Origin of the sequence: Leekyejoonella antrihumi, assembly GCF_007845645.1 — a bacterium.
In the GTDB taxonomy this organism is placed as follows: domain Bacteria; phylum Actinomycetota; class Actinomycetes; order Actinomycetales; family Dermatophilaceae; genus Leekyejoonella; species Leekyejoonella antrihumi.
In genome coordinates, this window is record NZ_VCQV01000007.1 from 34,011 (window position 1) to 58,562 (window position 24,552).

The following is a 24,552-nucleotide window of genomic DNA, read 5'->3' on the forward strand; positions in this document are numbered from 1 at the left end:
CGTGGGCGCCGGAGCATGATGGAAGAGCCACGAGCGCTGGCTGGTCAGGAGCGGACTGATGGACCCGATACAGGCCCTGGTAGGCGGTGCGCGATGACCGCACGAAGCGGCGGCTGGCTCGCGGCCGTCCAGCGCCTTCGCGAGCAGCGGCGCCCCGGTGTGCTGGTCACGGTCACGACGGTGCGAGGCCATGCCCCGCGGGCGGCCGGCGCCAAGATGGTCGTGGCGGACCGTGAGGTATGGGGGACGGTCGGCGGCGGCAATCTCGAGGCCACCGCGGTGGATCGGGCCCGAGCCATGCTGCGGGAGGGCATCGCGGCGCCGGAGACGCTTGGGCTGAACCTGTCCGACAAGGCCCCGGTCCAGCACGGCGTCCAGTGCTGCGGCGGTGACGTGGAGATGCTTCTCGAGCCGCTGGTCGTGGTGCCGTCGGTGGCCATCTTCGGGATGGGCCACGTCGGGCTCGAGCTGGCCAGGATCCTCGCGCGGCACGACCTCGAGTTGCACCTGGTCGACTCTCGTGCCGATCAGCTCACCGCCGAGCAGCTGAGTGCGCTGGACGACGCCCAGGCGAACGTGCACGTCCACCATGCGCCGGTGCCGGAGCTGGTCCTCGGGCAGGTGCCGCCGGGCACCCACGTGCTGGTGATGACCCACGACCACGCCGAGGACCTCGCACTGTGCGACTCCGCGCTGCGGTGCAGCTACCTCGCCTCGATCGGGCTGATCGGCTCATCCGCGAAGTGGAGTCGCTTCCAGCGCCGGTTGAAGCAGGAGGGCCACAGCGACGTTGCGTTGCGCGCAATCACGACCCCCATCGGGCTTCCGGAGCTGCGGGGCAAGGAGCCGGCCACCATCGCGGTCGGCGTGGCCGCCGCACTGCTGCAGGTCTTCGAACGCGAACAGGTCGTCCAGGAGGTCTCGTCATGAAGGCACTCTTTCGAGCCACGGTTCTCGACACTCCCGACGACCCGTTCCACGGGGGAGCGCTGCGTGCCGAGAGCGACCTCGGCCTGCTGGTGCAGGACGGTGTCATCGTCGCCCGCGCGGCCTACGGCACGCTGCGCGCCGCGCACCCGGACAGCCGGGTGCACGACCTGCGGGAGGGCCTGCTGCTGCCCGGGCTGATCGACACCCACGTGCACTTCCCGCAGCTGCGGGTCATCGGCGCGCTGGGCCGTCCACTGCTCGACTGGCTGCGCGAGAGCGCCCTGCCGGAGGAGGCCAGGCTGGCCGACACCGCCTACGCCCAGCCTTTGGCGCAGGAGTTCGTCCAGGGGCTGCTCGCCGCCGGCACCACGACCGCACTCGTCTTCGGGTCGCACTTCGCGTCGGCCGTCGACGCCTTCTGCGCGGAGGCGGACCGGCGCGGCCTGCGGGCCACCACCGGCCTCGTCGTCAGCGACCGGATCCTGCGTCCGGACCTGCTGACCACACCCCAGCGCGCCTACGACGAGGGCAAGGCGCTCGCGGACCGCTGGCATGGCGTCGGCCGGCTGCGGTATGCCGTGACGCCCCGATTCTCGGTGTCGTGCACGGACGACCTGCTCGAGTCGTGCGCGGCGCTGGCCAAGGACATCGACCACGCGATGGTGACCTCGCACATCAACGAGAGCCCCGCGGAGGTGCAGCAGGTCCGCGAGCTCTTCGAGGGGTCGGCGGACTACCTCGACACCTACGACCGGCACGGGCTGGTGGACCGGGACTGCGTCCTCGCGCACAACGTGCACCCGAGCGACCGTGAGCTGGACCTGCTGGCCACCCGGGAAGCCACCATCTCGCACTGCCCGACGAGCAACGCCGCACTGGGCAGCGGGATGTTCCCGATGCGCGACCACCTCGAGCGCGGGGTGCACGTCGCGCTCGGATCGGACGTCGGCGGAGGCACGGGCCTCAGCCTGTTCAAGGAGGGGCTGCAGGCCTACTTCGTCCAACAGTTGCTCGCGGACCGCGGGCAGCCGCTGAATCCGGCGCACCTGCTGCACCTGGCCACGGCGGCCGGCGCGCGCGCCCTCGACCTGTCCGACCAGGTCGGAGACCTGAGTGTCGGCAAGCAGATGGATGCCGTCTGGCTCGCGCCGGCGGCCGGGACGCCTCTGGACATCGGGCTGAGACACGCCGGTGACGCCTCGGACGCGCTGGCGAAGGTGTTCGCGATGGCGCATTCGGGTGACGTTCGCGGTGTCTGGGTCGGTGGGGACCAGGTGCTTGAGACGCGCCATCTCAACTCGCGATCTGCGGAGTGACACAAGTCGCACCAATGCTGCTACTGTCCGGTAGGTCATTGCTGCCTGCCTGGAGGTTCCCGTGCGGAAAACCGCCGTTGTCATCGGCTTTGGGGCGTTCTTTCTCACCATGGCGCTCCTGCTGAAGTTCTATGCCTACAACCAACTCACCGTGGTGCCGAAGGACCAGAACACCGGGCAGACCCTGGTCGACCCGAACGCCACGTTCTTCGATGCCCCGACGCTCACGATCATGCACGGCAAGATCACCACCCAACTGGTCGCGGTCGTCGATCAGAAGGCCAGTGACACGCAGGGTGGCAACGCGCGGGTCTTCAACGTGTGGCAGAGCACCACCCACAACAACAGTCGGCCGCCGATGGCGGCGACCACTCAGCGGGTGGCGCTCAACGCGCACACCGGGCTTCCCGTGCACTGCTGCGACGAGAGTGAGAACGGCAAGCCCGTCAAGTACGCGGGCTACACCCTCAAGTTCCCGTTCAGCACGCAGAAGACGACCTACCAGTACTGGGACACGACCATCGAGAAGCCGATGTCGATGAAGTACGCCGACACCGAGAAGATCGATGGCCTGACGGTCTACAAGTTCGTGGGTGACGTGCCCAAGACCACCTACACCAAGATGGAGGTTCCGGGCTTCCTCTTCGGACTGGGCAAGACCAGCCCGGCCGTGAACGCCGACCGGACCTACTCCGTCCACCGCATCATCTGGGTGGAGCCGCAGACCGGTGCGTTCATCAAGGTGCAAGAGCAGCAGCAGCAGCTGCTGGAGGACCCGGGGCACCCCTCGGTTCAGGCGCTCAGCACGACCAGCACGTTCACTCCGGCCACCGTCAAGGGGAACGTCAACGAGTACAAGAGCAAGGCGTCGCAGCTGAAGATCCTGCAGATCCTGCCCTGGATCCTGGGCATTCTCGGCATCATCCTGCTGATCCTCGGCATCATCATGGCGGGTTTCATCACCCGAGGTCGCCACGAGGCGCGCGACGAGGGCTACGACGGCGGGCTCGGAGACGAGCTCTACGACGGCTCGACCGCGTAGGCCATGCGTGCCGTTGTCACCGGGGGTGCCGGTTTCCTGGGTTCGCACCTGTGCGAACGACTGATCGGCCGCGGCGCCGAGGTGGTGGCGCTGGACAACCTGTGTACCGGGAGCCGGCGCAACGTGGCTCACCTGCAGGAGACCGGCCGGTTCACCCTGGTGGAGAGCGACGTGAGCCGACAGATCGACGTCGAGGGCCCGGTGGACCTGGTGCTGCACTTCGCCAGCCCGGCCTCACCGCTGGACTACCTGCGGATGCCGATCGAGACCCTGCACGTGGGGTCGCTCGGCACCGACCACGCACTCTGTCTGGCCCGCGACAAGGGCGCCCGGCTGGTGCTCGCCTCGACCTCCGAGGTCTACGGAGACCCGCAGGTCCATCCGCAGCGCGAGGACTACTGGGGGCACGTGAACCCGGTCGGTCCGCGTGGGGTCTACGACGAGGCCAAACGCTTCTCGGAAGCGCTCACCTTGGCCTACCGGCAGACGCACGGCGTGGACACCGGCATCGTGCGAATCTTCAACACCTTCGGCCCGCGGATGCGGCCGAACGACGGTCGGGCCATCCCGAACTTCATCCGGCAGTCGCTGGCGGGTGATCCGGTCACGGTGGCCGGCGACGGCCTGCAGACCAGGTCGATCTGCTACGTCGAGGACCTGGTGACCGGCATCCTGAAGATGGCGGAGTCCGGCCACTCGGGTCCGATCAACATCGGCAACCCGCACGAGATCTCGATGCTCGACCTGGCGAACTGGATCGTCAAGCTCGCCGAGTCGGAGTCACCGGTCGTCCACATCGAACGCCCGGTCGATGACCCCACGGTGCGTAGGCCGGACACCACCTTGGCGCGCTCCGTCCTCGACTGGTCACCGCAGGTCGAGATCGAGGACGCGCTGCTGCGCACGATCGGCTGGTTCCGCGAGCACGCCGGCGCCCCGCCGTTGTCCGCCCACGACACCGAGCAGATCCTCACCGGTCGCCGCGACAGCCACTGAGCTCAGGGAGCCGGGAAGCGGTTATCCCGTCGGACTTGTTCACAGTCTGGGCTTCGACAGTCGGCAGTGGAATCCACATATCTCGGACTTCGGCGAGCACTATCGGGTTCTGCGCGTTGAGTGGAACTACACCAGAATCCAGGTGAGTGGCAGCCGGGCTGACCCGACCTGGCCTTGGAGCACCCCGAGCGGGTGCGGTCGTTGACGGCGGCGACCTGGAACTCGGGAATACTCATGTCGGGGACGCACAGCTCCGAAATGGATGGATGCCTTGTCTTTGCAGTATCAGGCATACGAGGAGTTGTTTGCCACGGCGATATCGACCGATGTGTCGACTCCATGATCGAGAAGGGCGAGTTTCGGGTGGACCGTGGTCCCGGACGGCGCCTCGCCCTGTACCCGAATCTTGACAACCCCGAAAGCTTCAACGAGCAGGTTCTGTCGTTCCTCGCAGACGTCGACGCGCGACCGACGACCTGACCTAGTGAGCCGCTGCAGGACGCTCGCACACGAAGATCGCCGTGCCCGGGATGATCTCGCCCCGGGTCGGACTCCAGCCGCCCCAGACCTGCTGGTTGTCCTCCGGCCACTCGGGCTCGACGAGGTCGAGCAGGCGCAGCCCGGCCGCCACGATCTCGCGCACCCGATCACCGAGCGTGCGGTGGTGCTCGGCATACGTGGGTTTGCCGTCGGACCGCTCGACATAGGGGGTGCGGTCGAAATAGGGCCGGGTCGCACGCAGACCCTCCCGGCCGGGCTCGTCGGGGAAGGACCACCGCACCGGATGCGTCGTGGCGAAGACGAAGCGGCCGCCCGGCCGAAGGACGCGGTGCGCCTGCACCATCAACTCGGCGGAGTCCGCAACGAACGGCACCGCGCCGTATGCGGTGAACACCAGGTCGAACGACTGGTCCGCGAACGGGAGGCAGGTGGCGTCGCACTGCACCAGCGGCAGGTGCTCCTCGCGGCGCCGGTCGATCTGCCGACCCTGTCGAAGCATGCCGGCCGACAGGTCGCTGGCCACGCACTGCGCCCCGCACCGCGCGGCATACCGGCTGCCCTGCGCTGCACCGGCGCCGATCTCCAGGGCACGGACGCCGTCCAGCGACCCGAGCAGGCATAGCTGCGACTCGGCCCAGCCCTCCGGCCCCCAGACAAGCTCGGCGTCGCCGAGGAACTCGCCATGGTCGAGGTAGTAGTCGGCGGCCTCCGCGTCCCACCAGGCCCGGTTTGCGCTCCGGGTGGGTTTCGCGCCGAGCGGCTCGTGGCCGGCAGTGGGCTCAGACATCATCTCGCTTTGACCCCGACGTTGGCCGGTCGGTAGGGTGGGACGGCGCGTGTACTGTGCGCGCATCCATTTTGTCCATCTTCTCAAAGTCCATCAAAGGTTTCCTACTACATGACTGCAACTACCGCTTCCCCGATCGCTGTCAACGACATCGGGTCGGAGGAGGAGCTGCTCGCCGCGATCGACGCGACGATCAAGCACTTCAATGACGGAGACATCGTCGAGGGTGTCATCGTCAAGGTCGACCGGGACGAGGTCCTGCTCGACATCGGCTACAAGACCGAGGGTGTCATTCCCTCCCGTGAGTTGTCCATCAAGCATGACGTGGACCCGAACGAGGTCGTCAAGGTCGGTGACGAGGTCGAGGCTCTTGTGCTCCAGAAGGAGGACAAGGAAGGTCGACTCATCCTCTCCAAGAAGCGTGCGCAGTACGAGCGCGCCTGGGGAACCATCGAGCGGGTCAAGGAAGAGGACGGCGTCGTCACCGGCACCGTCATCGAGGTCGTCAAGGGCGGCCTCATCCTTGACATCGGCCTGCGTGGCTTCCTGCCGGCTTCGCTGGTCGAGATGCGTCGGGTTCGTGACCTCCAGCCGTACGTCGGCAAGGAGATCGAGGCCAAGATCATCGAGCTCGACAAGAACCGCAACAACGTGGTGCTCTCGCGCCGCGCGTGGCTCGAGCAGACCCAGTCCGAGGTCCGCACGACATTCCTCAAGGAGCTGCAGAAGGGCCAGGTGCGCACGGGTGTCGTCAGCAGCATCGTCAACTTCGGTGCGTTCGTCGACCTGGGCGGCGTGGACGGTCTGGTCCACGTGTCCGAGCTCTCCTGGAAGCACATTGACCACCCGTCCGAGGTCGTCGAGGTCGGCAAGGAGGTCACCGTCGAGGTCCTGGACGTCGACATGGACCGCGAGCGCGTCTCCCTGTCGCTGAAGGCGACGCAGGAAGACCCGTGGCAGCACTTCGCCCGCACCCACGCCATCGGCCAGGTTGTGCCGGGCAAGGTCACCAAGCTGGTGCCGTTCGGTGCGTTCGTGCGTGTCGAGGACGGCATCGAGGGCCTGGTCCACATCTCCGAGCTGGCCGAGCGTCACGTGGAGCTGCCGGAGCAGGTCGTGCAGGTCGGTCAGGAGATCTTCGTCAAGGTCATCGACATCGACCTGGAGCGTCGTCGGATCTCGCTGTCGCTGAAGCAGGCCAACGACGCCGCTGCCGGCGCCGCGGACTTCGACCCGACCCTCTATGGGATGGCCGCCGAGTACGACGAGTCGGGGAACTACAAGTACCCCGAGGGCTTCGACCCGGAGACCAACGAGTGGGTCGACGGCTTCGAGGCTCAGCGCGAGGTGTGGGAGAAGCAGTACGCCGACGCGCACGCTCGCTTCGAGGCGCACCAGCTGCAGATCGAGCAGGCTCGCAAGGACGACGCGGAGGCCGTTGCGGCCGCGGCGACCGCCCCGGCGTCCTACTCCTCGGACAGCAGCAGCTCCAGCAGCTCCGCCGACAAGGGTTCCGGCTCCAGCTCCAGCAAGAGCCCGGCTCCCGCTCCGGCCGAGGGCACGCTGGCCTCGGACGAGGCGCTGGCCGCACTGCGCGAGAAGCTGACCGGCAACTGATCCAGTTCCAGCAGTAGTACGAGGAGCCCCGGACACCAGTGGTGTCCGGGGCTCCTCGCTTCCCCCCGCCGAGTGGAGTAGCTATAAGTACTCCAGTCGAGCGTTATCTACTCCACTCGGCGGGTCGTCTAGGCTGACCGGCATGCTGCGCGTGGGTCTTTCGGGAGGAATCGGTTCGGGCAAGTCCACGGTGGCTCGCCGGTTGGCCGAGCTCGGTGCGGTGGTCGTGGACGCCGACGTGATGGCGCGCGAGGTGGTCGACCTCGGTACGCCGGGCCTGCAGGAGGTGCGCAAGCGCTTCGGTGTCGAGGTCATCGGCGCCGACGGCGGTCTCGACCGGGCCGCGCTCGGGCGACTGGTCTTCACCGACGCCGCCGCTCGTAAGGATCTCGAGAGCATCATCCATCCGCTGATTGCGGCGCGCACCAGGCAGTCGTTCGCCGAGGCGCCGCGCGAAGCGGTGGTGGTGCACGACATACCCCTGCTCGTCGAGCTCGATCGGGCCGCGGACTATCACCTGACCGTGATCGTCGGGGCGAGCGAGCAGGTGCGCCAGGAACGGCTGGTGGGTGACCGGGGGATGAGTCGGGAGGACGCCCTCTCCCGGATCGCCGCCCAGGCCACGGACGCGCAGCGGCGCGCGGCCGCGGACGTCTGGATCCCGAACGAGGGATCACGGGCGGCCCTCACGGCGGCCGTGGACGACTGCTGGTCCCTGCGGATCGCCCCCTTCAACGACAATCTGTTGACCGGTGCGCGGTCACACCTTCCGGCGCCGGTGATCGAGGCGTATGACGGGACCTGGCCGGCGCAGGCAGCTCGGCTGACGGCGCGGATCGGAGCCGCGTTGGGCGAGCGCGCCGTGGACATCGCGCACATCGGGTCGACCAGTGTGCCCGGCCTCGCGGCAAAGAACGTGATCGATCTGCAGGTCGGGGTCCGTCGGCTGGCCGACGCCGATGACGCCGGTTTCGTCGAAGCCATGGCGGCACAGGGATTTCCGCGAGTCGCGCACATCACGTCCGACTCACCGAAGGCGTCGATGCCGGATCCGGCAGCGTGGGCCAAGCGATTCCACGGCAGCGCCGATCCCGGGCGAGTCGTGCACGTCCATGTGCGAGAAGCTGGATCGGCCGGCCAGCGGTTCGCGCTGCTGTTCCGAGACTGGCTGCGAGACAACCCGGCCGAGCGCGCGGCATACGAGCAGGAGAAGCGTCGACTGGCCGCGCAGAGCTCGAGCACGACGGAGTATGCAGCGGCGAAGGAGCCATGGTTCGACGACGCCTTTGCGCGCGTCGAGGCCTGGGCTCGCAGGTGACCGCGACTCAGTCGGAGCCGAAGAGGTCGCGGGTGTAGACCTTGTCGGCGACGTCGCGGATCTCGTCGACCAGCCGGTTGGCGACAATGACGTCGGCGCGCGCCTTGAACTCGTCCAGGTCGCGGATGACCTGGGAGCCGAAGAAGGTGTCGTCCTTGAGTTCGGGCTCGTAGATGACGATGTCGACACCCTTGGCATTGATGCGTTTCATGATGCCCTGGACGCTGCTGGCGCGGAAGTTGTCGGAACCGGACTTCATGATCAGGCGGTGGATGCCGACCACCGAGGGGTGGCGCGCCAGGATATCGGTGGCGATGAAGTCCTTGCGGGTGGTGTTGGCGCTGACGATGGCGCCGATGAGAGTCTGCGGCACGTCCTGGTAGTTGGCGAGCAGCTGCTTGGTGTCCTTGGGCAGGCAGTACCCGCCATAGCCGAACGAAGGGTTGTTGTAGTGCCGGCCGATCCGCGGGTCGAGGCCGACCCCGTCGATGATCTGGCGGGAGTCCAGCCCGTGGGTGATGGCAAAGCTGTCGAGCTCGTTGAAATAGGCGACGCGCATCGCCAGGTAGGTGTTGGCGAACAGCTTGATCGCCTCGGCCTCGGTGCCGTGGGTGAGCAGGACGGGCGGGTCGTCCTCGGCGGAGCCTTCGACCAGCAGGTCGGCGAACGCGCGACCGTTGTGGCCGGTGTCGCCGACGACGATTCGGGAGGGGTGCAGGTTGTCGTAGAGTGCGCGCCCCTCGCGCAGGAACTCGGGGGAGAAGATGATCGTGTCGCAGCCCAGGCGCTGCGACACGGCGCGGGTGAAGCCGACCGGGATGGTGGACTTGATGACCAGCACTGCCGTCCGGTTGAGGGCGTGCACCTGTTCGATGACCTGCTCGACGCTGGAGGTGTCGAAGTAGTTGGTGACCGGGTCGTAGTCCGTGGGGGTCGCGACCACCACGAAGTCCGCGTCGGCATAGGCCTGACGCGGGTCGGTCGTGAACGTCAGGCGCAGCTCGTGGTGGGCCAGGTAGTCCTCGATCTCGGGGTCGGCGATCGGGCTGTGACCGGCGGTCAGGGCGGCGACCTTCTCGGCGTCGATGTCCAGGGCGATGACGTCGTTGTGCTGCGCCAGCAGGATGGCGTTGGACAGGCCGACGTATCCCGTGCCGGCAACTGCGATCTTGGTGTTCATCGACGTCCTGACGCTCAGAGAAGGAGATGGGCGCTGCGCCCCCGCATCCCACAGCATACGGAGCAGTCGTCGATGCGCCGGGCGGACCGCGGATTTGTGCAGTAATGGTTGGATGCGCACAATAGTTGTATGAGTACAACGAATGCGACCCCGCAGGCGCTGTGGTTCGCCATGCTGTCGGTGGTGATGGACCATCGCGCGCAGTGGCGGCGTGCGGTCGAGGACCGGATCGGTATGCCGTTCAGCCGGTATCGGGCGCTGCGCCGGATCGCGGACCGGTCCAGGACCCAGCGCGATCTGGCGAATTCGCTGGGGGTGGACGCGTCGGCCACCACGGCCATCGTGGCCGATCTCGTCGAGCGCGGCTACATACGACAGGTGCCGCACGCGACGGATCGGCGCTGCCGGGTGGTCGAGATCACCGACGACGGCGCGACCAGGCTCGCCGAGATCCAGTCCATCCCGGATGGTGTGCCGGAGGTGATGTTCGCGCTCAGCGCCACGCAGCAGCGAGACCTCGCCGGGCTGCTGGACGTGCTGCGAACGGCTCAGGCATGACGGCCGCATCCTCGTCAACGCTCGCGCCACACGAGCTCGACCGTCGACACCGGCTGCTCGTCCTCGGCATCTGCTGCATGAGCCTGTTCGTTGTGGGCATCGACGTCACCGGTGTGAACCTCGCGCTCCCGTCGATCAACAAAGATCTGGGAGCGTCGTTCTCCCAGCTGCAGTGGGTCGTCGACGCCTACCTGCTGGTGCTGGCCAGTCTGCTGATGCTTTCGGGATCCGTTGCCGACCGAGTGGGTCGACGCCGCACCTTCCAGGTCGGCCTGCTGCTCTTCGGCCTGGGTTCGGCGCTGTGCTCACTGTCGACAGGTCCGGCGATGCTGATCTCGGCACGCGGCCTGCAGGCAATCGGTGGCTCGATGCTGAACCCGGTGGCGATGTCCATCATTACCAACACGTTTCACAATGTGCGGGAGCGTGCCCAGGCCATCGGTGTCTGGGGCGGCACCATAGGTCTGAGCATGGCCATGGGCCCCGTGGTGGGCGGTGCGCTTGTCGACGCCGTCGGGTGGCGGTCGATCTTCTGGCTCAATGTGCCGATCGTGCTGCTGGCGGCCCTGCTTGCGGCACGGTTCATTCCCGAGTCGAAGGCTGCGCACGCGCGGCGGTTCGACCCGATCGGTCAGCTGCTGGTCATCGTCTTGCTGGCAACCCTCACCTACGGCATCATCGAGGGTCGTGCATCTGGTTGGGGTTCCCCGGTGATCGTCGCGTGTTTCGTCGCTGCGGTACTCTCGCTCGCGGCTCTGGGTTGGTACGAACCGCGTTGTCGTGAACCGCTGCTCGAGGTCCGGTTCTTCCGCAGTGTGCCGTTCTCGGGGTCGGTCGTCAGCGCGGTGCTGGGGTTTTCGGCGATGGGTGGCTTTCTCTTCCTCAATACGCTCTATCTGCAGGACTCGAGGGGCTTCTCACCATTCCGCGCGGGTCTGCTCACGCTTCCCATGGCGGTGATGACAGCCGTATGTGCGCCGATCTCGGGCCGGATCGTCGGGGCAAGAGGCCCGCGGGTGCCCATGCTCGTTGCCGGGGCGGGCATCATCGGCTCCGCAGTAATCCTGACGCAGCTGAGCAACACGACGTCACTGTGGGTGCTGGGGCTGGCCTACTTCCTGTTTGGACTGGGTTTCGGCATGCTGAACGCGCCGATCACCAACACCGCAGTCTCGGGTATGCCCAGGTCGCAGGCGGGTACAGCGTCGGCGATTGCCTCAACGAGTCGTCAGGTCGGATCCTCGCTCGGTGTGGCGATCTTCGGTGCGATGGTGTTTGCGCGGATGCAGGGTCCGGCGACGAGCGGGCTTGCTCAGGCGAGTCACGTGGGATGGGTGGTGATGGGTCTGTCCGGCGTGGGACTGCTGATCATGGCACTGGTCACGACCGGCCGTTGGGCCGCGAGGTCCGAGGAGAGTGTGCGTCATTATCTCGTCGACGAACCCGCCCCTGCGATTCCTGCCCGTTCGGGGGGGTCGTGAGGTCGCCGCGAGGCGCCGCGGACCGGTGCCGTCTACGGTGGGCGTATGCGTGGTGAGTACAAGGTCGTCGGTGGCAAGCTGGTTGCGGTCGAGGTAGCGGTCGACAACGACCGCCTGTCGAGGGTGTCCGTCTCCGGCGACTTCTTCCTGGAACCGGACGAGGCGCTCGAGGACATCGATGCGGCACTGACCGGTATGCCGGCCGCAGCCTCGGTCGACCAGCTCGCGCATGCGATCACCGGGGCGCTCGATCCGTCGGTGCGGCTGATCGGGTTCAGCCCGGAGGCGGTCGGGATCGCGGTGCGGCGCGCGCTCGGACATGCGACCCGCTGGGAGGACTACACCTTCGATGTGATCCCGGCGACCGTGCTGCCTCCCGTGATGCACGTGGCCTTGGACGAGGTCATCTCCCAGGAGGTCGCCGCAGGCGTGCGGCCGCCGACGATGCGCTTCTGGGACTGGGACTCGCCGCTGGTGGTCATCGGTTCGTTCCAGTCGTACAAGAACGAGATCGATGCCGACGGCGCCGTGCGGCACGGGATCGACGTGGTGCGACGAATCTCCGGTGGCGGTGCGATGTTCATGGAGCCGGGCAACTGCATCACCTACTCGCTCGTCGTGCCGACCTCACTGGTCGAGGGCCTGTCCTTCGAGCGGTCGTATGCCTTCCTCGACGAGTGGGTGCTCGCGGCGCTCGCTGACATCGGCGTCAATGCCCGATACGTGCCCCTGAACGACATCGCCTCCGACAACGGAAAGATCGGCGGTGCCGCACAGAAGAGGTTCGCGGCCGGTGCCGTGCTGCACCACGTGACCATGTCCTACGACATCGACGCGGACAAGATGGTGGAGGTGCTGCGGATCGGCCGGGAGAAGATGTCGGACAAGGGCACCAAGAGCGCAAACAAGCGGGTGGACCCGATGCGGTCGCAGACCGGCATGTCCCGGGCCGACATCCTGGCCGCGTTCCAGGGGTCGTTCATGCGGCGCTACGTGGGCACGCTCTCGTCCTACCGGGACGACGAGCTCGCAGAGGCGCAGCGGCTGGTCAGCGAGAAGTTTGGTCGCGCGGAGTGGACGCATCGGGTGCCGTGACCCGAGACCGGGCTGGACTAGGCAAAGCTGCCCCCTTTTGCCGATCGCGGATTCGATCAGCGGATCAAGCTGATCCAGCCCGGACGGGAGCGACATCCGGTGGTGCAACGGTGAGCGGGGCGCGGCGTCGAGCAACTCTGGTGGCCCGGATCACGGCGGCGGCAGTCATCGTCTTACTGCTGGTCCTGGTCGGTACCGGACACCTCGGCGGCACCTCATCCGGACGAGTCGCCCAGCTCACGAGGGTCACGCCCACCATCGCCTGGGTGGGCCTGGGCACCACCCTCACCGCGACCGTGCCCATCACTGTCCACGCGCAAACGGCGGGCCCGCCGTCGGTAACCGAGACTGCCCGATCACCCGGTAGCTGCCGTTGACTCGGCCCCTCATTTCCCGCCTCACCCCTGCTCGAGATCGCTTTATCTGGGCGTATTTCGCGATTTCGGGCGAGATAACGCGACGTCGCGCGACCATACCCGGCCGCCACGGTTTCTGCTCGACGATCCCGTCCACCCTCCGTGTCGTGGCAGATCATCGCCTACTCCCGAGCGTGGCTCTGCACGGTCAGCGGCCGCGCCTCACCCGGGCGGTCACCCAAGTCGACTGCGGCGTCCCTCGCCAGGATCCAGAGTCCTGTCAGCATCGCGACCAGCGCCAAACCCTCGAGCGCGATCACGCCCGGGGAGTGGCGGGGAACCTCGTGGAAGAGGAGGTAGCCGAAGACCAACGCCAGCATGCAGTCCACGACGTTGAGAACGGGCATCGAGGAGGTCAGTCGGGCCGCACGGTAGGCGAACTGGTTGCACGCGACGCCCCCGAGCCCCGCCACCACCAGGACGTAGGCCGGCCAGTTCGCCAGAACGCCTGTCGCACCGTTCTGCGCGAACTCATCGAGGCACATCTTCAGCAGCACGGCCACGAGGGCGAACAGGATCCCGGCGCCACTGCCGAGCAGAAAGGCCCGCCCCGTCGGATCGACGATGCAGCGCGCACCGGCGATCGCCGCGCCGGCAACCGCCAGGCAGCCGAGAACCATCAGGAGCGCCACGGGACCCAGCACGGAATACGTTCCCTTCGACGGAGCCGAGACGACCAGGAAGATGGCCAGTCCGCCGGCCGCCATCAGCACTGCGGCGATCTCCTGGCCCCTTGGCAGCTTTCGGGAGAGGGCCGCACGCACCGGGACGGCGAGGACGATCCCGCTGATAACCACCGGCTGGACCAGTGCGAGGGGCCCGAAGTGCAGGGCGAGGCCGTGCATCACCAGAGCGACTGTCCCGAGGACCTGACCGACCAGCCACAACGGCCGCCGAATCAGATGAGCGAGCAAGCCGCCGATTCCGGCCACGCCGGACGGCGCGAGCTCTGCGGCGTGGTGTTGCACCGACGTGGAGAAAGCCACGGTCAAGGCGCTGAGCAGCGCGCAGGTCACGGCCAGTCCAGTCATGAAAGTCAATCCTAGAAGGCACCCGCCGAACTGGATCGCTTTGGTAGGTTTGCGAAGTGACGAGTCGGCGGGACCAGGCGCTGTGAGCACTCTTCCGTTGAGGGTTGCTTTTCTCGGGTGCGGCTACATCACAGGAGTGCACAGCCGCCATCTGCGGACCCTGCGTGAGACCTGGGTGCCGAGTTACGCGAGCCGGGACGGTGCTCGCGCCGAGGCAGTTCGGGCCCGATACGGCGGCGAGACGGCCTACCAGGGCTACGAGGCTGCGCTCCGGGATCCACGGATCGATGTCGTGGTGGTTGCGGTGCCCCCGAAGTGGCACCGGGAACTCACGCTGGCGGCGGTCGCGTCCGGAAAGCACGTGCTCGTGGAGAAGCCGGCCTTCCTCACCGCCGACACCTACGCAGAGGTGCGCAGCGCACGCGACGACCGAGGCATCAGCGTGCTGGTGGGAGAGAACGACCACTACAAGCCGCTGGCCTTGACACTGCGGCGGTTGCTGAAGGAGGACGCCATCGGTGAACTGGTGATGGCGAGCTTCACCACGGTGGCGGACAGGCCCAAGGGTGCAGCCGACTGGCGCAACGACGAGGGCCTTGCCGGCGGCGACGCATTCTTCGAAGAGGGGGTGCACTGGTTGCACCTGGCCGGAAGCCTGGGACCACGCATCGTGCGGATCACTGGCCATCGTCCCTCGCGTGCCTCCGGGATCGCGGGGGCCGACCAGCGGGGTCGCAGCCAGCTCGTTGCCTTCGACTACGACACCGGAGCGGTCGGGGCACTGTTCTACTCACGTGAGGTGCCTTCGCTCATGCGTGGCCTGCGCGTCTCGAAGCTTTACGGCCGCCGCGGCGTGATTACCTTCGAGTCCAATGGCGCCACCGTAGTGGTCCACACTCGCGGCCTTCCTCGGGTGATCCACCCGGGCTGGCGTGACATCCGTGGCTACCGGGCGATGTACCTGGACTTCGCGGCCGCGATCTCGTCCGGCGGCCAGCCGCAGATGAGTGTCGAGCGTGCCCTGGAGGATCACCTGCTGATCGAGCAGGTCTGCGGTGGCTGACCCGCACTTCGACGTGGTGATCATCGGAAGCGGTGCCGGCGGAGGGACGATGGCGCGGGCGCTGTCCGGACGCGACGCCAGCGTCCTGGTGCTGGAGCGCGGGGAGTGGCTTCCTCAGGAGAAGGAGAACTGGGATCCCGCGGAGGTCTGGCGGCATCGGCGCTACCGCACCGATGAGCGGTGGGTCGACCGCAAGGGTCACAGCTTCGTGCCGTTCATGAACTACACCGTGGGCGGGAACACCAAGTTCTGGGGCGCGGCGTTGTTCCGGCTCCGGGAGTCGGACTTTGGTCCCGTGCAGTACCCGGACGGAACCTCGCCCGCCTGGCCGATCGACTACGAGACGCTCGCGCCGTGGTATGACCGCGCCGAGGAGCTGTACCACGTACACGGCCAGAAGGGGGCCGACCCGACCGAGCCCGACCGCAAGCCCTATCCCCATCTCGCGGTGCCCCACGAGCCGTTCATCGCTCAGATGGTGGACCGACTGACTGACCTCGGGGTTGGTGCCTTTCCGCTTCCGCTGGGGCTGATCAACCCCGCGGAGCCGGGAGGCTGCTTGCTGTGCGACACGTGCAACTCCTTTCCGTGCCTGCTGCGCGCCAAGAGCGACGCCGACACCTGTGGCATGACACCGGCACTGGAGTCCGACAACGTTGCGCTCTGGACCGGGGCGCGGGCCGAACGGTTGTTGACCGACGCGTCCGGTCGGTGCGTCACCGGCGTGCAGGTGAACCGGCGCGGCGAAAGGATGCGGCTCACCGCGGGAACGGTTGTGCTGGCGGCGGGCGCCGTGAATTCCGCGGCCCTGCTCCTGGACAGCCCCACCCACGGTCATCCGGGCGGTTTGGCGAACAGCTCAGGCCTGGTCGGGCGCCACTACATGGCCCACATCTCGACCATGATGGAGGCGTTCTACCCGTTCCAGATCAACCCCACGTCGTTCCAGAAGACGGTAGGCATCCACGACTTCTACCTCCCGGGCCACGGCCGGTCCTACCCCCTGGGGGCCATCCAGTCTCAGGGGCGGGCCCACGCAGCGATCGTCAAGGCCGTGATGCCGGGTGTGCCCATGTGGGCCGCCGATGCGTGGGTCCGACACGGCGTCGACTGGCTCGCCTTGACCGAGGACCTTCCCGATCCGGAGAACCGCGTGTCGCTCACCACGGACGGTCGGATCAGTCTGAGCTACCGGCACAACAACCTGCAGGTGCACCGTGAGCTGGTCCGGGAGGCGGTGCGGATGATGCGGCGCCTCGGCTCATCGGGCGTCGTGCGCCATAGGTTCAAGAACGCGAACACCACCCACCAGTGCGGCACCCTGCGCTTCGGTGAGGATCCGCGGACATCGGTTCTCGACCCCTACTGCCGCACCCATGACATCGAGAATCTCTTCGTCACCGACTCGTCCTTCTTCCCGTCCTCGGCCGCCGTCAATCCCGGCCTCACCGTGATTGCCCAGACGTTGCGTGTCGCCGATCACCTGCTCGCCACCGACCTCGAGAGGCCTGCATGAAGGTGCACTCGTTCAGCCATGTCGCGATCACCGTCGCGGACTTCAACCGCACCGTGCGGTTCTACAACGACGTCTTCGGCGCCCCGGTCGTGGGAGTCAACTGCAACCACGACCCCGAGCGGCTACGCACATTCTTCGGCGTCCAGAGCGCGGCACCCGAGCTGAAGATCGGCTGGATCCGGGTGCCCGGAGGGGCCACCATCGAGGTCTTCGAGTTCCGGCCGACCGGGCCTGGGCAGGAGGTGCAGTGGAACCGGCCCGGCCTGACCCATCTGTCCTTCAACGTCCGCGGAACGGCCCGGTGGCACGACTATCTCATCGGCAAGGGCGTCGAGATTCTCACCGTGCCCGAGCAGTCACCCAAGGGCCACACGTTCTTCTTCGTCAAAGACCCCGACGGGAACCTGATCGAGCTGATCGACAACGGGCACATGCGCCCGGTCCTGAAGTGGCTGGGGCCTCTCGGAGGCAGAGTCTTCCGACACACGCTCTACCGGAAGTACTACAGGCAGAACTGGTAGTCGATCGGCAAAACGGGGATGACCAACTCGAACCCTCGACCATGCCGTCGCCGTGGTCTCCTCGTGGGAGCGGCGCAGTCGGTCCCACGGAAGGGTTCGCAGCGCGACTTCGAAGGTCTGCAGTCGGAGCAGGTGGGCGTTGCGCCAGTAGGTTGCAGCGGCCTCATCGACCGCGGCAGCCTCCTGCTTGCTTGCTGCAGCGGAGCCAGTCGCTCCTGCATGTCGCAAATCATGCCAGGCATCGAGCGTCTCGACTTCTTCCGTGAGTCAACCGCCCACGACAAGGCCGACATCGCCTTCGGTTGAGTACGAAATCTGTCGATCGATCGATCGACTGGCAGACTGGGAGGTGTTCCCGGCGGCTCGTACTGATCGAGGTGTGTCATGGCTGTGTCCGGTCTGACTGCAGTCGAGCACGTAGTGGTGTTGATGCTGGAGAATCGGTCGTTCGACCACCTGCTCGGCTATCTCTACGCCGACCGGAACAACGTGTCGCCGGCTGGGGACGCGTTCGAGGGGTTGAGCGGGCAGCAGTCCTGCCCGGGCAGTGACGGCACGCAGGTCTCGGCCTACCAGCTGAGTCCGGACACGACCGACCTGTACTTCTATCCGGGCGCGGACCCGGGGGAGGGCTACGCCGCGACCAACAACCAGTGCTACGGCTCGTCGGCGGCACCTCCGGCGGGTGCGGTGGCACCGATGACGGGGTTCGTCACCGACTTCGCGAAGGCGATCACCGACAACACGTCCAAGGGCTGGTACGTGTTCAACGGCACGGCCGAGGGCTGGATCATGGGCTGCCACACGCCGCAGACGCTGCCGGTGCTCTCGGCGCTCGCGCAAGGCTTCGCCGTCTGCGATCACTGGTACGGATCGGTCCCGACGATGACGATGCCCAACCGGGCCTTCGTCTGCGCCGGGACCAGCCAGGGCCATCTGGACGACGCGACCAAGAAGTTCACCGTCGGCTCGATATTCGGTGCCCTCACCGGCGCGGGCCGGACGTGGAAGATCTATGGGTACGCCGCCGCACCGTTGACCAAGCTCGACTTCCCCGACACCGCTGCCGCGCCGGCCGCGAACTTCGGTCACTTCGCCGACTTCCGGACAGACGCCGCTGCCGGGACGCTGCCCGACTACTCCTTCTTGGAACCCTCCTGGTCCTCGACCGGGAACAGCCAGCACCCCAACTACAACGTCGCGCTCGGCGAGCAGCTGCTGCTGGACACCTACCGGGCGGTGCGGGACGGACCGGACTGGAACTCGACGCTGTTGATCATCACCTACGACGAGCACGGCGGCTGTTACGACCACGTCTCTCCGCCGTGGGGTGCGACAGCGCCGGACGACAGCCAGGGCGAGTTCGGGTTCGACTTCACCCGCTTCGGTCCCCGCGTGCCGACCGTGCTGGTCAGCCCGCTCATACCGGCCGGCACGGTGCATCGGGTGCCGATCGGGTCGGTGCCGTTCGACCACACCAGCATCCTGGCCACGATCGAGCATCGTTTCGGAGTGTCCCCGTTGACTCGCCGCGACGCTGCCGCCCCGGATGTCGCCGGCGCGCTGAGCCTGACCGGCCCGCGCACGGATGATCCGCTCGCCGGCGTTACGGCACCGGTGCCGCCGCCGAATCCCACCGGTCTCGCGGTCCGGGCCTCGCACCTGCAACGGGTCCACGCGGAACTCATCGCCGAGCACGGCGGTGCGGCCGCGCCACCGGCGAGCCTGCAGACGAACGCCGACTACCAGGACTACATCGCCTCGCACAGCTGACCTCAAACGATGACGGCCGGATCGTGATCCGCGGGCCAGGCCGGATGCTCGGTGGGTGGCACCGAGAACACTCGACTGCAGATGTCGTCGATTGCGGCGTTGTTCGTGAGGTTGTAGTCGGCCGGGCGCTCACGGGTCGTCCTGGCGAGCCGGAGCTTCGCGTCGTCGTAGAGGTGAGGCTTCGTGCGTTCGAAGCCAGTCTCGAAACAGCAGGTGTCGCAACGGTTCGGGTGCTGTGGCCGGGAAGATGTGGAGGTTGACTCTCCTTCGAAGTGGCAAGTCGACCAGCATATCGAGACGTGCGATGCCGTGGTGGCGGCTCTCCCACGGCCGAGCACGGTGTCCCCGTTGACCTGCAGGATCTGGCCGGTCCTCGATCCCGCGTCCGGTGAGGCGAGGTAGGCGACAGCCTCGGCGACCTCGTCCGGCGTGCAGGGACGACAGGCCGGAATCCGCGCGACGCGGGAGGCCGCAAGGCCGGGATCGGCAGCGAGTCGCTCCTTCCAGAACTCGGTGTCCGGCACGAAGCCCGGTGCCACCGTGTTGACGGTGATGCCGTCAGGGGCGAGGCGCTGAGCCAGGTCGAGGGCCCACGCGTTCACGGCGGCCTGCGCCGCGCCATAGGATCCCGAGCCACGAAGTGCCGCAACCTAGCTCATGGCGACGACCCGTCCGCCGGGGCGGCTCAGATGATCCAGCAGCGCCTGGGTGATCAGCACCGCGGACAGCACGTTTCCCTCGGAGTCACGACGCCAGGCCGCAGCGGTGGCGGCGAGGTCGCCGGTTGTCACGATTCGTCGCGTCATACCGGCACCGTAACCCTCCGCGCGCTGACCTTGTCGGTGCCGGCGTCTACGGTTGGAGTATGCGGCCGACTACTGACATCCAGCGCAAGGTTGCGCCCTTCGAGGTCATCTCGGAGTACACCCCGAGCGGTGACCAGCCGACCGCGATCGCCGAGCTCACCGCCAAGGTGCAGGCGGGGGAGCAGGACATCGTGCTGCTCGGCGCCACCGGCACTGGCAAGTCGGCCACGACCGCGTGGCTCATCGAGCAGGTGCAGCGCCCGACCCTGGTCATGGCGCCCAACAAGACGCTCGCAGCGCAGCTGGCGAACGAGTTCCGGGAGCTGCTGCCCAACAATGCGGTCGAGTACTTCGTGTCGTACTACGACTACTACCAGCCCGAGGCCTACATCCCCCAGACGGACACCTACATCGAGAAGGACTCGTCGATCAACGACGAGGTCGAGCGTCTGCGACACAGTGCGACGAACTCGCTGTTGACCAGGCGGGACGTGATCGTCGTTGCATCGGTCTCCTGCATCTACGGCCTGGGCACGCCGCAGGAGTATGTCGACCGGATGGTTCCGCTGCGCGTGGGCGAGGAGATGGACCGCGACGAGCTGCTGCGCAAGTTCGTCCAGATGCAGTACACCCGCAACGACATCGCCTTCACCCGTGGCACCTTCCGGGTGCGCGGCGACACGGTCGAGATCATCCCGGTCTATGAGGAGCTCGCGATTCGGATCGAGTTCTTCGGTGACGAGATCGAGCGGCTCTACACGCTGCACCCGGTCTCGGGCGAGGTGATGAACGAGGAGGACGAGATGTACGTCTTCCCCGCATCGCACTATGTCGCAGGCCCGGAGCGGATGGATCGCGCGATCAGCGGGATCGAGGTCGAGCTCGAGGAGCGACTCGCGGCGTTCGAGAAGCAGGGCAAACTGTTGGAGGCGCAGCGGCTGCGGATGCGCACGACCTACGACATCGAGATGATGCGCCAGGTCGGTGCCTGCTCCGGCATCGAGAACTACTCCCGCCACATCGACGGACGTGGTCCGGGCACCGCGCCCAACTGTCTGCTGGACTACTTCCCGGAGGACTTCCTGCTGGTCATCGACGAGTCGCACCAGACGGTGCCGCAGATCGGTGCGATGTATGAGGGAGACATGTCGCGTAAGCGGATGCTCGTCGACCACGGTTTCCGGCTGCCGAGCGCGATGGACAACCGCCCGTTGAAATGGGAGGAGTTCCTCGAGCGGATCGGCCAGACGGTCTACCTGTCGGCGACACCTGGCGACTACGAGGTCGCGAAGGCGAAGGGCGTGGTCGAGCAGGTGATCCGCCCGACCGGGCTGATCGACCCGCAGATCGTGCTCAAACCGACCAAGGGCCAGATCGACGACCTGCTGCACGAGATCCGGGAGCGGGCGGACCGCAACGAGCGCGTCCTGGTGACCACCTTGACCAAGAAGATGGCCGAGGATCTGACCGACTACCTGCTCGAGAAGGATGTGCGGGTGCGCTACCTGCACTCGGACATCGACACGCTGCGACGGGTGGAGCTGCTGCGTGAGCTGCGGCTCGGCGAGTACGACGTGCTGGTCGGCATCAACCTGCTGCGGGAGGGACTGGACCTGCCCGAGGTGTCCCTGGTCAGCATTCTGGATGCGGACAAGGAAGGCTTCCTGCGGTCGGGGCGCTCCCTGATCCAGACGATCGGTCGCGCCGCCCGCAACGTCTCCGGGCAGGTGCACATGTATGCCGACAAGGTGACGCCGTCGATGCAGCTGGCGATCGACGAGACCGCGCGCCGCCGCGAGAAGCAGCTGGCCTACAACGCGGAGCACGGCATCGACCCGACACCGTTGCGCAAGAAGATCGCCGACATCACCGACCAGCTCCGGCGCGAGGATGCCGACACCGATGCGCTGATGGGCAGCGGCCGGTCACAGTCTCGAGGCAGGACCCGTGGCGGTCGCGGCCTGGTGGAGGCCGATGCGAGCGTGGCGAAGGGCCGGCTGGACACGCTGCCCGCGGGCGACCTGGCGGATCTGATCCAGGAGCTCACCACGCAGATGCACCAGGCGGCGACCGACCTGCACTTCGAGCTGGCGGCCCGGCTGCGTGACGAGCTCGGCGACCTGAAGAAGGAGCTGCGGCAGATGAGAGAGGCCACCAAGTAGGGGGCTACACGGGGTCGCCCTGTGGCGCCGTGCTGCGCCGGCCGGCGCCGAGGACCACGATGCTCGCCCCGACGACCAGCGCCATCCCGACGAGCTCGTGCAGGGACAGGTGCTGGCCGAGAACCAGCAACCCGGCGACGGCGGCAACAGCCGGTTCCAGGCTGAGCAGGATGCCGAACACGTTGGCCGCGAGCCGGCGCAGCGCGACCAGCTCGAGCGAATAGGGCAGCACCGAGGACAGCACGGCAATGCCCAGTCCCTTGGCCAGCACGGTGCCACCGACGAGGCTGCTGCCTGCCGCCGCGATGCCGAGCGGCAGCACCGCGATCGCGGAGAGCAGCATGGAGATGGCCAGACCGTCCAGCTGCGCAAACTGTTGGCCGGTGCGTGCGCTGCAGATGATGTATGCCGCCCAGCAGGCTCCCGCCGCGAGGGCGAGTGCCAGCCCGGTGAGGTCGAGGTCCGACCACGGTGTCGTCAGGGCACCGGAGATCAGCACCACACCACAGCCCGCCGCGATGATCGCGGCAAAGTCACGTGGGCGCCGACTGGTCACCGTCGACAGCATCAGCGGACCGAGGAACTCGATGGTGACGGTCACCCCGATCGGCAGCCGGGCGAGGGCCTCGTAGAAGCAAAGATTCATCAGGCCCAGCGCGATCGCAAACGCTACGACGGTGGCCCATCCGGAGCGCGTGTGGGCACGCAGCGACGGGCGGGCCACTGACAGCAGCAGCGCGGCCGCGATGACCAGCCGGAGCGCAACCGCCCCGGCCGGTCCGACGGTCGGGATCAGCGTTGCGGCCAGCGCGCCGCCGAACTGGACCGAGACGATGCTCGCGAGCACCATCGCGGGTGCGGGGACGGCCGGCCGCCGAGAGAGATCGGGACGGGTCGTTCGGGTCACCTCAGCTCACGTATGCGGCCTGCCGCGACGAGCGTCTTCCACCGGGCGTCCGGGAGCCGTTCCTCCGTCACCACCTGGCCGGTGCTCGGCGCATGAATGATGTGGCCGCGACTGGCGACGATGCCGACATGGTGCAGGTTCTGACCGGGGTGGGCGAAGAAGTAGAGGTCCCCGGGCAGCACCTCGTCGAGCGGCACATCGTCACAGGTGGCGTACTGGTCGTCTCCGTCGCGCGGCAGCATCATGCCGAGGCATCGCGCGCTGTAGTGGACCAGGCCGGAGCAGTCGAGTCCGGCGGCTGAGATGCCGCCCCAGAGATAGGGCAGACCGAGGTGGCCGCGGGCCTCGGCCAGGAACGCATCCACCGTGGCCGGAGTTTGCGGGACGGGCAGGGCGGACTCGAGCGACCCGGAGCCCTCCACCGGACTCAGGTGCGCGCTTCGAACGAACCCCGGGTAGCCGCGGGAGTCCTTGTGACTGGGCTGCCACGGACAGGTGACCCGGCTCCAGCCGTCCTCGGTGGTGTCGTGCACGACCACCGGCTCGTCCTGGAGGACCTCGGACTCGTACCGGTCATACAGCCCCAGCCGTCCCTCCTCCAGGGTGGCCGTGGCGTCCATGGCGCTCAGCCAGCGGCCATGCTCCGCGTCGTCGTTGACTGCGAACGCGTCCAGGGCGCGCGGCGAGGTGGGGCTGTGCCACAGCCCGGTGACCGGGACGATGACATGGGCGGCAAAGGATTCGGTGGTGCTCACGGGTCCATCCCAGCACGAACGGCGGGTAGATCGTGAATCCCCCCCGGCACGGGCAGTCCAGGACACGCCTCGCTGCGGAAGCTATCCTGGGTTCGCGCTACCAGCCGCGGGCCCGCCACTCCGGCAGCCGCGGCCGTTCGGCGCCGAGGGTCGTGTCGCCACCGTGGCCCGGGTAGACCCAGGTGCTGTCGTCGTAGACGTCGAAGACCCGGCGCTCCACGTCGTCGATCAGCTGGGCGAACGACTGGTAGGCGAAATGAGTGGTTGCGCCCACGCCGCCGGGGAACAGGGTGTCGCCGCTGAAGAGGTGCGTGCTGCCGGTGGGGTCTCGGTACGCGAGCGCGATGGAGCCAGGGGTGTGCCCGCGCAGGTGAATCACGTCGAGCGTGACCGAGCCGACGGTCACCTGGTCGCCCTGCCGGGCGGCCTGATCCACCGGCACCGGCAGCTCGGGTGCGTCATCCACGCCTGCCACGGTGCGGGCGCCGGTGTGTCGCACCGCGTCGTCCAGGGCCCGGACATGGTCCCAGTGCTGGTGAGTCGTCACGATCGTGTCGACGCAGGTGCCGGCCTCCTCGATGAGGGCGGCGATGGCGGGCCAGTCGTCGGCTGCGTCGATGAGCAGGCTGCGGTTCGTCCGGCGGCAGGTCAGCAGGTAGACGTTGTTGCTCATGGACGACACGGCCAGCTTGCGGATGGTGAGCTGCGGCAGGTCGCGAGTCTGGGGTGCATCGCCAGGTGCCACCTGGCCGTCATACGGGTGGGCTGTCTCAGAAGCCAT

Annotated in this window: 22 protein-coding genes and 1 pseudogene; 15 read left to right on the forward strand and 8 right to left on the reverse strand. The window is 67.4% G+C overall.

Annotated features, from left to right (window positions below; all coding sequences use genetic code 11):
* Positions 1–93: 93 nt before the first annotated feature.
* The 5 genes from xdhC to FGL98_RS25300 all read left to right on the forward strand — a co-directional run bounded on the left by xdhC (position 94) and on the right by FGL98_RS25300 (position 4,764).
* The gene (gene xdhC / locus FGL98_RS06875) at positions 94–930 is read left to right on the forward strand and encodes a xanthine dehydrogenase accessory protein XdhC (RefSeq protein ID WP_146316001.1); all 837 of its coding nucleotides are present in this window, start codon (positions 94–96) and stop codon (positions 928–930) included.
* Positions 927–2,246 (forward strand): guanine deaminase, encoded by a 1,320-nt coding sequence (guaD, locus tag FGL98_RS06880; RefSeq protein ID WP_146316002.1) that lies wholly within the window; start codon positions 927–929, stop codon positions 2,244–2,246. The genes xdhC and guaD overlap by 4 nt, the downstream gene beginning before the upstream one ends.
* Before the next feature lie 61 nt (positions 2,247–2,307).
* Positions 2,308–3,288, forward strand: a complete 981-nt coding sequence (pgfA, locus tag FGL98_RS06885; RefSeq protein ID WP_146316003.1) for a cell envelope lipid trafficking protein PgfA — start codon at positions 2,308–2,310, stop codon at positions 3,286–3,288.
* A gap of 3 nt (positions 3,289–3,291) precedes the next feature.
* Positions 3,292–4,284, forward strand: a complete 993-nt coding sequence (locus FGL98_RS06890; protein ID WP_146316004.1) for a UDP-glucuronic acid decarboxylase family protein — start codon at positions 3,292–3,294, stop codon at positions 4,282–4,284.
* A gap of 339 nt (positions 4,285–4,623) precedes the next feature.
* Positions 4,624–4,764 carry a hypothetical protein gene (locus FGL98_RS25300; RefSeq protein WP_186526024.1) on the forward strand — a complete coding sequence of 47 codons (141 nt, stop codon included), beginning with the start codon at positions 4,624–4,626 and terminating at the stop codon, positions 4,762–4,764.
* A gap of 1 nt (position 4,765) precedes the next feature.
* Here the strand turns inward: FGL98_RS25300 and FGL98_RS06895 are convergent, their stop codons facing one another.
* Complete coding sequence (locus FGL98_RS06895) at positions 4,766–5,572, reverse strand: class I SAM-dependent methyltransferase (RefSeq protein ID WP_146316005.1); 807 nt, start codon at positions 5,570–5,572, stop codon at positions 4,766–4,768.
* A 111-nt stretch (positions 5,573–5,683) separates the two neighbouring features.
* Here FGL98_RS06895 and rpsA point away from each other — a divergent pair, with 111 nt between their 5' ends.
* Both rpsA and coaE read left to right on the forward strand, forming a co-directional pair.
* Positions 5,684–7,189, forward strand: a complete 1,506-nt coding sequence (rpsA, locus tag FGL98_RS06900; RefSeq protein WP_146316006.1) for a 30S ribosomal protein S1 — start codon at positions 5,684–5,686, stop codon at positions 7,187–7,189.
* Positions 7,190–7,331: 142 nt separating this feature from the next.
* Positions 7,332–8,507 carry a dephospho-CoA kinase gene (gene coaE / locus FGL98_RS06905; protein WP_146316007.1) on the forward strand — a complete coding sequence of 392 codons (1,176 nt, stop codon included), beginning with the start codon at positions 7,332–7,334 and terminating at the stop codon, positions 8,505–8,507.
* A 7-nt stretch (positions 8,508–8,514) separates the two neighbouring features.
* On the opposite strand, the gene FGL98_RS06910 is transcribed toward coaE, so the two are convergent.
* On the reverse strand, positions 8,515–9,687 hold the full coding sequence (locus tag FGL98_RS06910) for a nucleotide sugar dehydrogenase (protein ID WP_146316008.1): 1,173 nt from the start codon (positions 9,685–9,687) through the stop codon (positions 8,515–8,517).
* Positions 9,688–9,816: 129 nt separating this feature from the next.
* On the opposite strand from FGL98_RS06910, the gene FGL98_RS06915 reads away from it, so the two are divergent.
* From FGL98_RS06915 to lplAB, 3 genes are read left to right on the forward strand one after another with little or no spacing between them, the layout of a single operon-like run.
* Positions 9,817–10,245 (forward strand): MarR family winged helix-turn-helix transcriptional regulator, encoded by a 429-nt coding sequence (locus tag FGL98_RS06915; RefSeq protein ID WP_222432042.1) that lies wholly within the window; start codon positions 9,817–9,819, stop codon positions 10,243–10,245.
* Positions 10,242–11,726 (forward strand): MFS transporter, encoded by a 1,485-nt coding sequence (locus FGL98_RS06920; RefSeq protein ID WP_146316009.1) that lies wholly within the window; start codon positions 10,242–10,244, stop codon positions 11,724–11,726. The genes FGL98_RS06915 and FGL98_RS06920 overlap by 4 nt, the downstream gene beginning before the upstream one ends.
* 45 nt (positions 11,727–11,771) lie before the next feature.
* Positions 11,772–12,821, forward strand: a complete 1,050-nt coding sequence (gene lplAB / locus FGL98_RS06925) for a lipoate-protein ligase LplAB (protein WP_146316010.1) — start codon at positions 11,772–11,774, stop codon at positions 12,819–12,821.
* Between the two features lie 538 nt (positions 12,822–13,359).
* Here lplAB and FGL98_RS06930 read toward each other — a convergent pair.
* Complete coding sequence (locus FGL98_RS06930; RefSeq protein ID WP_146316011.1) at positions 13,360–14,268, reverse strand: DMT family transporter; 909 nt, start codon at positions 14,266–14,268, stop codon at positions 13,360–13,362.
* Here FGL98_RS06930 and FGL98_RS06935 point away from each other — a divergent pair.
* The 4 genes from FGL98_RS06935 to FGL98_RS06950 all read left to right on the forward strand — a co-directional run bounded on the left by FGL98_RS06935 (position 14,267) and on the right by FGL98_RS06950 (position 19,141).
* A complete protein-coding gene (locus tag FGL98_RS06935; RefSeq protein ID WP_146316012.1) occupies positions 14,267–15,331 on the forward strand; it encodes a Gfo/Idh/MocA family protein in 1,065 nt (354 codons plus the stop codon). The two genes, FGL98_RS06930 and FGL98_RS06935, sit on opposite strands and share 2 nt — an antisense overlap.
* On the forward strand, positions 15,324–16,847 hold the full coding sequence (locus FGL98_RS06940; RefSeq protein ID WP_222432043.1) for a GMC oxidoreductase: 1,524 nt from the start codon (positions 15,324–15,326) through the stop codon (positions 16,845–16,847). Before FGL98_RS06935 ends, FGL98_RS06940 begins: the two co-directional genes overlap by 8 nt.
* The gene (locus FGL98_RS06945; RefSeq protein ID WP_146316013.1) at positions 16,844–17,368 is read left to right on the forward strand and encodes a VOC family protein; all 525 of its coding nucleotides are present in this window, start codon (positions 16,844–16,846) and stop codon (positions 17,366–17,368) included. Before FGL98_RS06940 ends, FGL98_RS06945 begins: the two co-directional genes overlap by 4 nt.
* A 384-nt stretch (positions 17,369–17,752) precedes the next feature.
* Positions 17,753–19,141 (forward strand): alkaline phosphatase family protein, encoded by a 1,389-nt coding sequence (locus FGL98_RS06950; protein WP_146316014.1) that lies wholly within the window; start codon positions 17,753–17,755, stop codon positions 19,139–19,141.
* Between the two features lie 2 nt (positions 19,142–19,143).
* Here the strand turns inward: FGL98_RS06950 and FGL98_RS26205 are convergent.
* Together FGL98_RS26205 and FGL98_RS26210 are read right to left on the reverse strand one after the other, a co-directional pair.
* A pseudogene (locus tag FGL98_RS26205) lies at positions 19,144–19,767 on the reverse strand (SDR family NAD(P)-dependent oxidoreductase); the annotation flags it as partial.
* Positions 19,768–19,791: 24 nt separating this feature from the next.
* Entirely contained in the window at positions 19,792–19,947 is a 156-nt protein-coding gene (locus FGL98_RS26210) for a hypothetical protein (RefSeq protein ID WP_246136412.1), read from the reverse strand.
* Between the two features lie 59 nt (positions 19,948–20,006).
* Between FGL98_RS26210 and uvrB the strand changes: the two genes are divergently transcribed.
* Positions 20,007–22,109: an excinuclease ABC subunit UvrB gene (gene uvrB / locus FGL98_RS06965; RefSeq protein WP_146316015.1), complete on the forward strand. Its 2,103-nt coding sequence runs from the start codon at positions 20,007–20,009 to the stop codon at positions 22,107–22,109.
* A gap of 4 nt (positions 22,110–22,113) precedes the next feature.
* Here the strand turns inward: uvrB and FGL98_RS06970 are convergent, their stop codons facing one another.
* From FGL98_RS06970 to FGL98_RS06980, 3 genes are all read right to left on the reverse strand, one after another.
* Positions 22,114–23,016, reverse strand: coding sequence for an EamA family transporter (locus tag FGL98_RS06970; protein WP_342779952.1), 903 nt, complete (start codon positions 23,014–23,016; stop codon positions 22,114–22,116).
* Positions 23,013–23,771, reverse strand: coding sequence for a C40 family peptidase (locus tag FGL98_RS06975; protein ID WP_146316016.1), 759 nt, complete (start codon positions 23,769–23,771; stop codon positions 23,013–23,015). The genes FGL98_RS06970 and FGL98_RS06975 overlap by 4 nt, the downstream gene beginning before the upstream one ends.
* Positions 23,772–23,868: 97 nt before the next feature.
* Entirely contained in the window at positions 23,869–24,552 is a 684-nt protein-coding gene (locus tag FGL98_RS06980) for an MBL fold metallo-hydrolase (protein WP_146316017.1), read from the reverse strand.